At 72.3% G+C, this 13,148-nt stretch carries 13 protein-coding genes; 5 read left to right on the top strand and 8 right to left on the bottom strand.

The genetic code is table 11. The features are described 5' to 3' along the window. Positions 1 to 201 precede the first annotated feature (201 nt). Entirely contained in the window at positions 202 to 942 is a 741-nt protein-coding gene (locus ABT232_RS32250) for a SigE family RNA polymerase sigma factor (RefSeq protein WP_351846600.1), read from the top strand. Positions 943 to 1,124: 182 nt separating this feature from the next. Here ABT232_RS32250 and ABT232_RS32255 read toward each other — a convergent pair whose 3' ends face one another. Then, positions 1,125 to 1,829, bottom strand: coding sequence for a uridine kinase family protein (locus ABT232_RS32255; protein ID WP_351846603.1), 705 nt, complete (start codon positions 1,827 to 1,829; stop codon positions 1,125 to 1,127). Between the two features lie 59 nt (positions 1,830 to 1,888). On the opposite strand from ABT232_RS32255, the gene ABT232_RS32260 reads away from it, so the two are divergent. Then, complete coding sequence (locus ABT232_RS32260) at positions 1,889 to 2,296, top strand: hypothetical protein (RefSeq protein ID WP_351846605.1); 408 nt, start codon at positions 1,889 to 1,891, stop codon at positions 2,294 to 2,296. 77 nt (positions 2,297 to 2,373) lie between these two features. On the opposite strand, the gene ABT232_RS32265 is transcribed toward ABT232_RS32260, so the two are convergent. The 3 genes from ABT232_RS32265 to deoC are packed head-to-tail and all read right to left on the bottom strand — an operon-like array spanning position 2,374 to position 5,694. Then, the gene (locus ABT232_RS32265) at positions 2,374 to 3,261 is read right to left on the bottom strand and encodes an aldehyde dehydrogenase family protein (protein WP_351846607.1); all 888 of its coding nucleotides are present in this window, start codon (positions 3,259 to 3,261) and stop codon (positions 2,374 to 2,376) included. Further along, positions 3,254 to 4,690 carry an aldehyde dehydrogenase family protein gene (locus ABT232_RS32270; protein ID WP_351846609.1) on the bottom strand — a complete coding sequence of 479 codons (1,437 nt, stop codon included), beginning with the start codon at positions 4,688 to 4,690 and terminating at the stop codon, positions 3,254 to 3,256. The genes ABT232_RS32265 and ABT232_RS32270 overlap by 8 nt, the downstream gene beginning before the upstream one ends. Before the next feature lie 5 nt (positions 4,691 to 4,695). After that, positions 4,696 to 5,694 carry a deoxyribose-phosphate aldolase gene (gene deoC / locus ABT232_RS32275; protein ID WP_351846639.1) on the bottom strand — a complete coding sequence of 333 codons (999 nt, stop codon included), beginning with the start codon at positions 5,692 to 5,694 and terminating at the stop codon, positions 4,696 to 4,698. A 112-nt stretch (positions 5,695 to 5,806) separates the two neighbouring features. On the opposite strand from deoC, the gene ABT232_RS32280 reads away from it, so the two are divergent. After that, complete coding sequence (locus ABT232_RS32280) at positions 5,807 to 6,514, top strand: PH domain-containing protein (RefSeq protein WP_351846611.1); 708 nt, start codon at positions 5,807 to 5,809, stop codon at positions 6,512 to 6,514. A gap of 262 nt (positions 6,515 to 6,776) precedes the next feature. Here ABT232_RS32280 and ABT232_RS32285 read toward each other — a convergent pair whose 3' ends face one another. From ABT232_RS32285 to ABT232_RS32295, 3 genes are all read right to left on the bottom strand, one after another. Next, the gene (locus ABT232_RS32285) at positions 6,777 to 8,408 is read right to left on the bottom strand and encodes a phospho-sugar mutase (RefSeq protein WP_351846613.1); all 1,632 of its coding nucleotides are present in this window, start codon (positions 8,406 to 8,408) and stop codon (positions 6,777 to 6,779) included. 291 nt (positions 8,409 to 8,699) lie between these two features. Continuing rightward, complete coding sequence (locus tag ABT232_RS32290) at positions 8,700 to 9,524, bottom strand: purine-nucleoside phosphorylase (protein ID WP_351846616.1); 825 nt, start codon at positions 9,522 to 9,524, stop codon at positions 8,700 to 8,702. 138 nt (positions 9,525 to 9,662) lie between these two features. Further along, positions 9,663 to 10,100, bottom strand: a complete 438-nt coding sequence (locus ABT232_RS32295) for a gamma-glutamylcyclotransferase family protein (RefSeq protein ID WP_351846619.1) — start codon at positions 10,098 to 10,100, stop codon at positions 9,663 to 9,665. Between the two features lie 108 nt (positions 10,101 to 10,208). Here ABT232_RS32295 and ABT232_RS32300 point away from each other — a divergent pair, with 108 nt between their 5' ends. Both ABT232_RS32300 and ABT232_RS32305 read left to right on the top strand, forming a co-directional pair. Beyond that, complete coding sequence (locus ABT232_RS32300; protein WP_351846622.1) at positions 10,209 to 11,657, top strand: NAD(P)H-quinone dehydrogenase; 1,449 nt, start codon at positions 10,209 to 10,211, stop codon at positions 11,655 to 11,657. 167 nt (positions 11,658 to 11,824) lie between these two features. Beyond that, positions 11,825 to 12,814 (top strand): DeoR/GlpR family DNA-binding transcription regulator, encoded by a 990-nt coding sequence (locus ABT232_RS32305; protein WP_351846625.1) that lies wholly within the window; start codon positions 11,825 to 11,827, stop codon positions 12,812 to 12,814. Between the two features lie 223 nt (positions 12,815 to 13,037). Here the strand turns inward: ABT232_RS32305 and ABT232_RS32310 are convergent. Next, on the bottom strand, positions 13,038 to 13,148 hold a 111-nt coding region (locus ABT232_RS32310; RefSeq protein ID WP_351846641.1), incomplete at its 5' end, for a biotin/lipoyl-containing protein.

Here is a 13,148-nt window from a genome sequence, read left to right on the forward strand (position 1 = left end):
GGCGGTTCCGGATACGACACTCGGGCGCCCGCGTAGCCGTACCGCTCGTCCTGTGACCGCGCTGGGTTCTTCCTGCGGCCGACCCCTGTGACAGGTCTGTGACAGTCGGCGGACACGGCGATGAAGTCACCCGGGCAAGCTTTTCGACACAAGCACGGAAGCAAGACAGAACACCGGGAAGTCCACGACGGGGGGCGCGAGATGAACACGCTGCACGGCACCAGCACCAGCGCAGTGATCACGCGTCTGCACGATGTGCACGCCCGGGGTTCGGAGAAGTCCGGTGCCGTGAGCGGGCGGGGGTGCGCTCGCGGCACCGGGCGTCAGCACACCGCCTACATGACGGTGGTTGACGGTTTCACGGGGGAAACGCACGGGGGATCCGCGTACAGGGAGGACACGGGGGAGCGCCGCTCGCTGTCGGAGGCCGAGTTCACGGCCTACGTCCAGGAGCGCCGCGCCTCCCTGTACGCCACCGCCTACCACCTCACCGGTGACCGCTTCGAGGCCGAGGACCTGCTCCAGAGCGCGCTGTTCTCGACCTACCGGGCGTGGGACCGGATCAGTGACAAGGCGGCGGTCGGCGGCTATCTGCGCCGCACCATGACCAACCTGCACATCAGCGCCTGGCGGCGCCGCAAGCTCAACGAGTACCCGACCGAGGAACTGCCGGAGACACCCGGCGACACGGACGCGATGCGCGGCACCGAGCTGCGCGCGGTCCTGTGGCAGGCGCTGGCCCGGCTGCCCGAACTCCAGCGCACCATGCTGGTCCTGCGCTACTACGAGGGCCGCACGGACCCGGAGATCGCGGACATCCTCGATATCAGTGTCGGCACGGTGAAGTCCAGCATCTGGCGCTCGCTGCGCCGGCTGCGCGAGGACGAGGCCCTGAGCTTCGACCGTGACGAGGAGAACGCCTTCGGGGAGCTTGTCGCCTGAAGGTAACGGGGGGAAGCAACAACGGGGGACACGGGGGAACGCGAGGAGCTACGGGGGTCCTGGGGGGACCCACGGGGGAGCGCCTCACGGGGGAGCACCAAGGAGAGCGGGACTGGAGGGCCGGGGGGTCCGTCCAGTCCCGTTCTGCTGTGTCCGTCTCCGCGTGTCCGCCGGGTGCGGTGCTACGCCGCCGTACCCGCCGTGGCGCGGCCCTCGGCCGCCGCGGCCGCGAGGCGGTCCAGCGCCTCGTCCCGGTCGCAGGCGTGGGCGCCGAGCGCGGTCTGGCGGGCCACGATGGACCGCTCGTCGCGCATCAGCCGCCAGCCGCGGCGCAGCAGGAACGGCACCGATTTGCGGCCCTCCCTGAGGTCCCGCAGGAAGCGCCGGCGGAACGTCGTCACCGCGCCCCGGTTCAGGCACAGCGCGTCGGCCAGCAGGCCCAGTTCCCGGCAGCGGCTGACGATCTCGGCGGCGAAGATGCCCTCCGCGATGAACAGCGGGGTGCGGCCGATGTCGATCGCGTCCACACCGGTGCGGGCGCTCAGCGAGATGTCGTAGACCGGTATGCCGGTACGGCCGGTGCGGCACAGTTCCTCGATCGCGGCGACCGCGGTGTCCGCGTCCCACGAGTCGGGGTGGTCCCAGTCGATGTCGGAGCTTCCCGCCACCCGTGGCAGCGTGGGATCGGTGCCCTCCTTGTAGAAGTCGTCGAGCCGCAGCACCGGAAGGCCGGAGCGGGCCGCGAGGAGGGACTTGCCGGAGCCGGAGGGGCCGCAGAGCAGCACGACCCGGGCGGGTATGGGTGGATGGGGACTCACGGGACACCAGTGTGAGGCATCGGGCCGCCCCCGTACGACCCCGCGGGTCGGCTTTGATGCGCGCGTCACACCTCAACTACCCTTCGTGTCGACCTGGTTACCGCACGGAGCAGAAGGTGGCAGCAGCGATGGCCCGACACGACTTGCCCAAGACCCCGACCGGCCGCCGCGCCCTGGTCGCCCTCGCGACCGCGGGCGCCGCCCTGGGGGCGGGCGCGGGGACGGCCTTTGCGGCCGACGCGCCCGTGGAGGTGCCGTGGCGCGCCACCTCGCTGGGCAAGATCGACCCGCAGGGCGGGGTGCAGGCGCTGAGCGGCGTGCTCCCGTACGTCACCGGGCCGGTCGCCGGACTCAAGCCCAACCCGCTCGCGGGCACCGGCGTCGACCCGCTCGACAACGGCGTCGGCACCCAGCTCGCCGACTTCCAGCCGCTGACCTCCCAGGCGCTCACCGGGCCGGTGGCGCAGGCGCAGTCCGTCGGCGGGATGCCGGTGGTGGGGCAGGTGACGGGGCTGCTGGGCGGCGCCCAGGGCTGAGCGCGCGCGAACAGAGGGCCGCGGCTCCCCCGGACGGAGGGGAGGCGCGGCCCTTAGGGCTGCGCGGGCCCGGTGGCTCAGTAGGACGAGCCGGAGGCGCCGAGGGAACCCGTCGGGTGCCAGACCGTCTTGGTCTCCAGGAACGCCGTCATCCGGTCGATGCCCGGAGTCGCCGACCAGTCGTCCACAGGCTGTGGACGCAGCACGCGCTTGAGGTTGTCGGCCGCCGCGATCTCCAGCTCCTTCGCCAGCGCCTCGTCGGCGCCCGCCAGGTCGATCGCGTTGACGTCCTGGTGCGCGGCGAGCGGCGCCGCGATCTCCGCCGTACGGCCCGACAGGACGTTGACCACGCCGCCGGGGACGTCGGAGGTGGCCAGCACCTCGCCCAGGGACAGCGCGGGCAGCGGGGACCTCTCGGAGGCGATCACGACCGCCGTGTTGCCCGTCGCGATCACCGGGGCGATCACCGAGACCAGGCCGAGGAACGACGACTCCTGCGGGGCCAGCACCGCCACCACGCCGGTGGGCTCGGGGGAGGACAGGTTGAAGTACGGGCCCGCGACCGGATTGCCGCCGCCCACCACCTGGGCGATCTTGTCGGTCCAGCCCGCGTACCAGACCCAGCGGTCGACGGCCGCCTCGACCTGCTCGGCCGCCTGGGACTTCGACAGGCCCTCGGCGGCGGCGACCTCGTGGACGAACTGGCTCCTGCGGCCCTCCAGCATCTCCGCGACGCGGTAGAGGACCTGGCCCCGGTTGTACGCCGTCGCGCCGGACCAGCCGCCGAACGCCTTGCGGGCGGCGACGACCGCGTCACGGGCGTCCTTGCGGGACGACTGCGGCGCGTTGGCCAGCCACTTGCCCTTCGAGTCCGTCACCTCGTACACCCGGCCGCTCTCGGAACGCGGGAACTTCCCGCCGACGTACAGCTTGTAGGTCTTCAGTACGGAAAGCCGATCAGACATCGAGGTACGCCTCCAGGCCGTGGCGGCCGCCCTCGCGGCCGAAGCCCGACTCCTTGTAACCGCCGAACGGCGAGGTCGGGTCGAACTTGTTGAACGTGTTGGACCAGACGACGCCCGCGCGAAGCTTGTTCGCCACCGCCAGGATGCGGGAGCCCTTCTCGGTCCAGATGCCCGCCGAGAGGCCGTACGGGGTGTTGTTGGCCTTGGCGACGGCCTCGTCCGGGGTGCGGAAGGTCAGCACCGACAGGACCGGGCCGAAGATCTCGTCGCGGGCGACGGTGTGCGCCTGGGTGACGCCGGTGAACAGCGTCGGGGCGAACCAGTAGCCGCTCTCCGGCAGCTCGCACGCCGGCGACCAGCGCTCGGCGCCCTCCGCCTCGCCCCGCTCGACGAGCGAGGTGATCCGGGAGAGCTGCTCGGCGGAGTTGATCGCGCCGATGTCGGTGTTCTTGTCCAGCGGGTCGCCCAGGCGGAGCGTGGACAGGCGGCGCTTGAGGGAGTCCAGCAGCTCGTCCTGGATCGACTCCTGGACCAGCAGACGGCTGCCCGCGCAGCAGACCTGGCCCTGGTTGAAGAAGATGCCGTTGACGATGCCCTCGACGGCCTGGTCGATCGGGGCGTCGTCGAAGACGATGTTGGCGCCCTTGCCGCCCAGCTCCAGGGTGAGCTTCTTGCGGGAGCCGGCGACCGTGCGGGCGATCTCCTTGCCGACCGCGGTGGAGCCGGTGAAGGCGACCTTGTCCACACCCGGGTGCGCGACGAGCGCGGCGCCCGTGTCGCCGTAGCCGGGGAGGATGTTGACGACGCCCTTGGGCAGGCCCGCCTGGCGGCAGATGTCCGCGAAGAAGAGGGCCGAGAGCGGGGTCGTCTCGGCGGGCTTCAGCACGACCGTGTTGCCGGTCGCCAGCGCCGGGGCGATCTTCCACGCCAGCATCAGCAGCGGGAAGTTCCAGGGGATGACCTGGCCGGCCACGCCCAGCGGGCGCGGGTTCGCGCCGAAGCCGGCGTGGTCCAGCTTGTCGGCCCAGCCCGCGTAGTAGAAGAAGTGCGCGGCGACCAGGGGCAGGTCGGCGTCGCGGGTCTCCCTGATGGGCTTGCCGTTGTCCAGGGTCTCCAGGACGGCCAGCTCACGGCTGCGCTCCTGGATGATCCGGGCGATCCGGAACAGGTACTTGGCGCGCTCCGAGCCGGGCAGCGCCGACCACTTCTCGAACGCCTTGCGGGCGGCCTGCACCGCGCGGTCCACGTCCGCCTCGCCGGCCTGGGCGATCTCGGAGAGGACCTCCTCGGTCGAGGGGCTGACCGTCTTGAAGACCTTGCCGTCGGCCGCCTCGGTGAACTCGCCGTCGATGAACAGGCCGTACGAGGGCGCGATGTCGACGACCGAGCGGGACTCGGGTGCGGGGGCGTATGCGAATGCCGATGCCATGGTGATCAGTCCACCGTCACGTAGTCGGGGCCGGAGTAGCGGCCGGTGGCCAGCTTCTGACGCTGCATCAGCAGGTCGTTCAGAAGCGAGGAGGCGCCGAAGCGGAACCAGTGGTTGTCCAGCCAGTCCTCGCCGGCGGTCTCGTTGACCAGGACGAGGAACTTGATCGCGTCCTTGCTGGTGCGGATGCCGCCGGCGGGCTTCACGCCGATCTGGACGCCGGTCTGGGCGCGGAAGTCGCGGACCGCTTCGAGCATGAGGAGGGTGTTGGCGGGCGTGGCGTTCACCGCGACCTTGCCGGTGGACGTCTTGATGAAGTCCGCTCCGGCCAGCATGCCGAGCCAGCTGGCGCGGCGGATGTTGTCGTACGTCGACAGCTCGCCGGTCTCGAAGATGACCTTGAGGCGGGCGCTCGTCCCGCAGGCCTCCTTCACGGCGACGATCTCGTCGTGGACCTTCATGTAGTGGCCCGCGAGGAACGCCCCGCGGTCGATGACCATGTCGATCTCGTCCGCGCCCGCGGCGACGGCCTCACGGACGTCGGCCAGCTTGACGGCGATCGGCGCGCGGCCCGCCGGGAAGGCGGTGGCGACCGAGGCGACCTTCACCGAGGAGCCGGCGACCGCCTCCTTGGCGGCGGGCACCATGTCGGGATAGACGCAGACGGCCGCGGTCGAGGGAGTCGTGCGGTCGGTCGGGTCCGGGTGGACCGCCTTGGCGCCGAGCGCCCGGACCTTGCCCGGGGTGTCCGCGCCTTCCAGCGTCGTCAGGTCGACCATCGAGATGGCCAGGTCGATGGCGTACGCCTTGGCGGTCGTCTTGATGGAACGGGTGCCGAGGGAGGCCGCGCGCGCCTCCAGGCCGACCGCGTCGACGCCGGGCAGCCCGTGGAGGAAGCGGCGCAGCGTGCTGTCGGACGCGGTGACGTCGCCGAGAGCGTGTGCGGAGGGGGTGGGGGCACCGCCCTGTTCGAGCGAGGCCGAGAACTTGGGGGAGGTGGGCATGGTCACCAGACGAGCATATCTACGCGCGTAGCGGCTGTACAGCCCCCACTGCTCATCCACGGCGGCGGCACCACGCATGAGCGCCTCCCGGGGCGTCGGGCACAATCGGGCCATGACGACCCCCCAGTCCCCCGAGTCCCCCGTGTCCAAGGACCGGATCTACCGGTCGCCCGCGGGCATCGCCGGCGGTGTGCTGCTGCTCGGCCTCGCCGGGTGGCTCGGCATCGACGCGATCGTCGCCGGCGACGGGCGCACGCCGTGGCTGGCGCTGGCGACGCTGCTGATGGTGGTGCCGCTGGTGTCCGCCTTCACCGTGCGGCCCGCGGTGTTCGCCAACGAGGACCGGCTGCGGATCCGCAACCCGTTCCGGGTGATCGTGCTGCCCTGGGGCGAGGTCGTCTCGCTGCGGTCCGGCTACTCCAACGAGGTCGTCGCGAAGTCCGGCAGGAAGTACCAGCTGTGGGCCGTGCCCGTGTCGCTGCGCGGGCGCAAGCGGGCGGCGCGGCGGGAGTCCTCCCGGCGGGCCGCGGAGGCGGGCGGCAGGCCCGGCGGCCTGCGAGGCGGCGGCGAGCGGGGGCTCGGCGGGGGCTTCGGCGGCGGGCTCGGCGGGTTCGGGGGCGGTGCCGGTGCCGGTGCCGTCCCGGAGGGGCCCGTGCGGGCGCAGGCCGATCAGATCATGGAGGAGCTGCGCGAGCTGACGGAAGCGCGGGCGGGGGCGGAGGGCTCGCAGGGGGAGGTCACCGTGCGGTGGGCCTACGAGGTGGCTGGGCCCGTGGTGGCCGGGGCGGTGCTGATGGGGGTGTTGCTCGGGGTGGGGTGAGGTTCCCTGCGGGGCCCCTGCGGGGTGCGGTGCGGGTGTTGTGGGCCGGTGTTGGTGCCGGTTCCGGTTCCGGTGCCGGTGCGGGTGCCGGTGTTGTGTGTCTGCGGGTGGGTGGGGGCTGGTCGCGCGGTTCCCCGCGCCCCTGGGGGGTGGGTGCGGGCGGGGGAGTGGGTGCGGGGGTGTTCGGGCTGGGTGCGCGGTTACCCGTGCCCCTTCGGGGGGTGGGTGCCTGTGGGGTTTTTGGCACCCACCCTTGCTTTTTTCAGATGCCGGCCGCGGACGCCAGGTCGTGCTTGAGGGACGTCAGCTGGTTCGCCGCCTGGGTGCGGGCGGCCGGGAGGTCGGCGTGGGTGGCGACCGGGACCACCACCTCCAGGTAGCACTTCAGCTTCGGTTCCGTGCCGCTGGGCCGGACGATGACGCGGGCGCCGTCCAGGGTGTAGCGCAGGCCGTCGGTCGGCGGCAGCAGTTCCGTGCCCTTCGTCAGGTCCTCGGCGTTCGTGACGGCCAGGCCCGCCAGCTCGGCCGGGGGCTGCTCGCGCAGGCGGCGCATGGCGTCCGCGATGACCGAGAGGTCCTCCACGCGGACCGACAGCTGGTCGGTGGCGTGCAGGCCGTGCTCCACCGCGAGGTCGTCCAGGAGGTCGAGGAGGGTGCGGTTCTCCTCCTTGAGGACCGAGGCCAGCTCCGTGATCAGCAGCGCCGCGGTGATGCCGTCCTTGTCGCGGACGCCCTCCGGGTCGACGCAGTAGCCCAGGGCCTCCTCGTAGCCGTAGCGCAGGCCGTCGACGCGGGCGATCCACTTGAAGCCGGTCAGGGTCTCCTCGTACGGGAGGTTCGCCTTCTCGGCGATACGGCCGAGGAGGGAGGAGGAGACGATCGACTCCGCGAAGGTGCCGCGCGCTCCGCGGTTCACCAGGTGGGCGGCGAGCAGGGCGCCGACCTCGTCGCCGCGGAGCATCCGCCACTCGCCGCCGTCCGGGACGGCCACGGCGCAGCGGTCGGCGTCCGGGTCGTTGGCGATGACCAGGTCGGGGTCCGTCTCGCGGGCCTTCGCGAAGGCGAGGTCCATCGCGCCGGGCTCCTCCGGGTTGGGGAAGGCGACCGTCGGGAAGTCGGGGTCCGGCTCGGCCTGCTCGGCGACGAGGACCGGGGCGGGGAATCCGGCGCGGGCGAAGGCGGCGAGGAGGGTGTCCTTGCCGACGCCGTGCATGGCCGTGTAGACGGTGCGCGCGGTGCGGGGGGAGGCGGGGTCGAGGACGGCGTCGGTGCGGGCCAGGTAGGCGTCCAGGACGCTGTCGTCGAGGGTCTCCCAGCCCTCGGTGGGGCGGGAGACCGTGGTGAGGGACGGGATCGCGGCGATCTCCGCGGCGATGTCGGCGTCCGCGGGCGGGACGATCTGGGAGCCGTCGCCCAGGTACACCTTGTAGCCGTTGTCCCGGGGCGGGTTGTGGCTGGCCGTGACCTCCACGCCGGCGACCGCGCCGAGGTGCCTTATGGCGAAGGCGAGCACGGGGGTCGGCAGCGGGCGCGGCAGGAGGGCGGCGCGCAGGCCGGCGCCGGTCATCACGGCGGCGGTGTCGCGCGCGAAGTCCTCCGACTTGTGGCGGGCGTCGTGGCCGATGACGACGAGGCCGCCGGTCCGGCCGTTCTTGTTCAGGTACGCGGCGAGGCCGGCGGCGGCGCGGATGACGACCGAGCGGTTCATGCGCATCGGGCCGGCGCCGAGTTCGCCCCGCAGGCCGGCGGTGCCGAACTGGAGGGTGCCGCTGAAACGGGCGGTGAGCTCCTGGACGTCGTGCGCGTCGATGAGCCCGGCGAGTTCGTCGCGGGTCTCCGTGTCGGGGTCCTCGGCGAGCCATGCCTGGGCGCGGGCGATGAGGTCGTCGTGCACGTCGGGTCAGCCTCTCGTTCGTCTGTTCGTCGCCGCGGGTGCGGGCGGGCGCGGGTGTGCCGCCCGCGTGCGCGGGTGATGCCCGCGGCGGCCTGTGCGGGTCTGTGGGGCTTGTTGTAGCGCCTGCCGGTGGGGCGGGGGTCGGGGCCGCGCCGGGGACGTCCGTCCTCGGTCCGGCGCGGTGCCGTTCTTCCCTCGGGTGCCCGGCGCGCCCCCTGCGCGCCGCGGCTCAGGGGGCGGGGGCCGCCTCGCCGGCGGCCCGCGGCCCCCGTCCGGCCGCGCTTTGCCGGGTTACAGGCGGCCCAGGACCTGGGCCAGCAGGGAGCCCATGCGGGCCGCCGAGTCACGGCCGGCCTGGAGGACCTCCTCGTGGTTCAGCGGCTCGCCGGTCATGCCCGCGGCGAGGTTGGTGACCAGGGAGATGCCGAGCACCTCCGCACCCGCCTCGCGGGCGGCGATGGCCTCCAGGACCGTCGACATGCCGACCAGGTCCGCGCCGATGACGCGGGCCATGCGGATCTCGGCCGGGGTCTCGTAGTGCGGGCCGGGGAACTGCGCGTAGACACCCTCTTCGAGGGTGGGGTCGATCTCCTTGCACAGGGCGCGCAGGCGCGGCGAGTACAGGTCGGTGAGGTCGACGAAGTTCGCGCCCACGATCGGGGAGGTCGCCGTCAGGTTGATGTGGTCGCTGATCAGCACCGGCTGACCGGGGCGCATGCCCTCGCGCAGACCGCCGCAGCCGTTGGTCAGGACGATGGTCTTGACGCCCGCGGCGACCGCGGTGCGCACACCGTGCGCGACGGCGGCCACGCCACGGCCCTCGTAGTAGTGGGTGCGGCCCAGGAAGACCATGGCGCGCTTGTCACCGATGCGGTACGAGCGGACCTTGCCGCCGTGCCCCTCGACCGCCGGCGGCGGGAAGCCGGGCAGCTCGGTGACCTGGAACTCGGCGTCGGGAGCGCCCAGCGCGTCCACGGCCGGTGCCCAGCCGGAGCCCATCACGAGGGCGACGTCGTGGGACTCGGCGCCGGTCAGTTCGCGCAGGCGCGCGGCGGCGGCGTCGGCGGCGGCGTGAGGGTCGCCCTGGATGTCGTCCGGAAGAAGAGATGCGTTCACGCGGTCGAGGGTAGCCGGTCAATGCCTACGCGCGTAGATGACAGAGCTCACGGGATCGCGATCGTTGTCTTGTCGTTTCCGACGAGAGGTGAGGGCGGTGAGGTTGGGAGGAGTGGTGTGGCCCGCGGTGGAAACGGGTCAGCAGGGGCGCTTGCGCAGTTCCATGACGTAGTCGTGCGGCGCCCCGGCGGATTCCGCCGCGTCGGCGATCTCACCCAGATAGCGGGCCGACGGCAGACCGCCCTCGTAGCCGTTCAGGACGTACGCCCAGGCCTGCTCCTCGCCGTCGAGGGTGTGCACCCGGACCCGCGTCCGGCGGTAGACCTCCAGGCCGACGCCGACCCAGCGGTCCAGGGACTCCTCGTCCATCGGGGCGATGTCGTACAGCGCCACGAAGACCTGTGCGATCGGGTCCTCGACGATCGTGGCGAGCGCGCCCTCCCAGCCGAGCTGCTCGCCGCCGAACGTCAGTCGCCAGCCGTTCAGCCAGCCCGTGGCGCGCAGCGGCGAGTGCGGGGCGCGGCGGGTCATCAGCCGCGCGTCGAGATTGCCGGCGTACGCGGCGTAGAGCGACATGGGGAGAGGGTACGGCAGTCGGCTCGGCTGTCACTTCCGTCGCGGGCGGCACGTCCGGCAGCCCCGCCCGGGCCCCCGGGGCGGGCGCACCTTGAAGCGTGCGGGACAATGGAGTACGTGACTCGGATCGTGATCATCGGTGGCGGACCCGGCGGATACGAAGCGGCGCTGGTCGCCGCTCAGCTCGGTGCGGAGGTGACCGTCGTCGACTGCGACGGTCTGGGCGGTGCGTCGGTCCTGACCGACTGCGTGCCGTCGAAGACGCTCATCGCGACGGCCGAGGTGATGACCACCTTCGACTCGTCGTACGAGGAGCTCGGGATCATCGTCGCGGACGACACCCCGCACATCGACACGCCCGCGCGTGTCGTCGGGGTCGACCTCGGCAAGGTCAACCGCCGGGTGAAGCGGCTGGCGCTCGCCCAGTCGCACGACATCACCGCCTCCGTGACGCGCGCCGGCGCCCGGGTGGTGCGCGGGCGCGGCCGGCTGGAGGGGCAGCAGGGCCTGGACGGATCGCGCAAGGTCGTGGTGCGCGCGGCCGACGGCAACGAGGAGACGCTGACCGCCGACGCGGTCCTTATCGCCACCGGCGGTCATCCGCGCGAGCTGCCCGACGCCCAGCCCGACGGCGAGCGCATCCTCAACTGGACCCAGGTCTACGACCTCAACGAGCTCCCGGAGGAGCTGATCGTGGTCGGCTCCGGTGTCACCGGTGCCGAGTTCGCCGGCGCCTACCAGGCGCTCGGTTCGAAGGTGACGCTGGTGTCGTCCCGCGACCGGGTGCTGCCGGGCGAGGACCCGGACGCCGCCGCCGTGCTGGAGGACGTGTTCCGGCGGCGCGGCATGAACGTCATGGCGCGCTCGCGCGCCCAGTCCGCCAAACGGGTCGGCGACCGCGTCGAGGTCACGCTCGCGGACGGCCGGGTCATCACCGGCACGCACTGCCTGATGGCCGTCGGCGCCATCCCCAACACCGAGGGCATGGGTCTGGAGGAGGCGGGCGTCAAGCTGCGCGACTCCGGGCACATCTGGACCGACAAGGTGTCCCGCACGACCGCTCCCGGCGTCTACGCGGCCGGTGACGTGACCGGTGTCTTCGCGCTCGCCTCGGTGGCGGCCATGCAGGGCCGGATCGCCATGTACCACTTCCTCGGCGACGCGGTGGCCCCGCTGAACCTGAAGACCGTCTCGTCGAACGTGTTCACCGACCCGGAGATCGCCACCGTCGGCTACACCCAGGCCGACGTCGACGCCGGCAAGATCGACGCCCGGGTCGTGAAGCTGCCGCTGCTGCGCAACCCGCGCGCGAAGATGCAGGGCATCCGCGACGGCTTCGTGAAGATCTTCTGCCGGCCGGGCACCGGGATCGTGGTCGGCGGTGTGGTCGTGGCGCCGCGCGCGTCGGAACTGATCCATCCGATCTCGATCGCCGTCGACAACAATCTGACGGTCGAACAGATCGCGAACGCCTTCACCGTGTATCCCTCCCTTTCGGGCTCGATCGCGGAGGTCGCGCGGCAGCTGCACACCCGTAAGGCGGGCGACGGCGGCTGACGGCCGAATTCATGTCCTCGCTGGTCACGGAGGGTCGTCGACCATGCGTACGGCATAGGCGGCGGGAGTAGGCTCCTATACCACTTCCGCCCCTGCTGTGCGAACAACTTCTGTTATTCGGCGCATACTGCTGAAAGCAGACGGTCGTTGGGGTTACTGTCAGTTTCGTGTTCGCTGCAGAACGTCGCCAATTGATCCTCGAAATGGTGCGAGCGAACGGAGCGGTGTCGCTCCGGGAACTCGCCCGCGTCGTCCAGACCTCCGAAGTGACCGTACGACGGGACGTGCGCGCGCTGGAGGCAGAAGGACTCCTCGACCGCCGGCACGGCGGTGCGGTACTGCCGGGCGGGTTCACGCGGGAGTCCGGCTTTCCGCAGAAGTCTCATCTCGCGACCGCCGAGAAGACGGCCATCGCCGACCTCGCCGCCAACTTCGTCGAAGAGGGCGAGGCCATCGTGGTCGGGGCGGGCACCACCACGCAGGAGCTGGCCCGTCGGCTCGCCCGGATCCCCGGGCTGACCGTCGTCACCAACTCCCTCCTGGTCGCCCAGGCGCTGGCCCACGCCAACCGCGTCGAGGTCGTGATGACCGGCGGGACGCTGCGCGGGTCCAACTACGCCCTCGTCGGCTCCGGCGCCGAGCAGTCCCTCCAGGGGCTGCGGGTCTCCCGCGCCTTCCTCTCCGGGAGCGGGCTCACCGCCGAGCGCGGGCTGTCCACGTCCAACATGCTCTCCGCCTCCGTCGACCGGGCGCTGGTGCAGGCCGCCTCGGAGGTGGTGGTCCTCGCGGACCACACCAAGCTGGGCGCGGACACCATGTTCCAGACCGTGCCGACGGACCTCATCACCCGCCTCGTCACCGACGAGCCGCCCGCGCACGACGACCGCGCCGCCACCGAACTCCAGGCCCTGGCCGACCAGGGCGTCCAGATCGCGGTGGCCGGAGCGGGCGCGGCGGGAAACGCCGGGGGCCACGGCGGCTCGGGGGGTGACTCCGCCCAGGCCCGCCAGCAGCGCCGGGACGTACCCCTGCCGGGCCCTCGCCGCGGCCAGGTCCCCGGCACCCAGGGCCTGCGCGCGGCCGCGGTCATGGGCGCCGACCAGGGCTCGGGGGCTGAGCGGGAGCGGGCGCGGGTGGCGGACCTCCGCCGCCGCTGAGCCGCCGGACCACGATCCGCTCGGGTCCCGGCCCCACCGGTCCCGGCATCACCGGTTCGCCGTATGACGCGTTCCGCCGTACGGCCGTCGCCGCCGTACGACTGTGTCGCCGTGCGACGCGCAGCGCCGGACGGTGTGTTCCGCCGGACGACTCCCGAACGCCGCGCGCCCGGCGGAGGGAGCCCCCGCCGGGCGCGTAGACGGATCTTCTCGTGACTCCGGGTCAGTCCTTGATCTCACAGATGGCGGCGCCGGAGGTGAGGGAGGCGCCGACGTCGGCGGTGAGGCCCTTGATGGTGCCGGCCTTGTGGGCGTTGAGGGGCTGTTCCATCTT

Source organism: Streptomyces sp. NPDC001532, assembly GCF_040298625.1.
Taxonomy (GTDB): Bacteria; Actinomycetota; Actinomycetes; order Streptomycetales; family Streptomycetaceae; genus Streptomyces.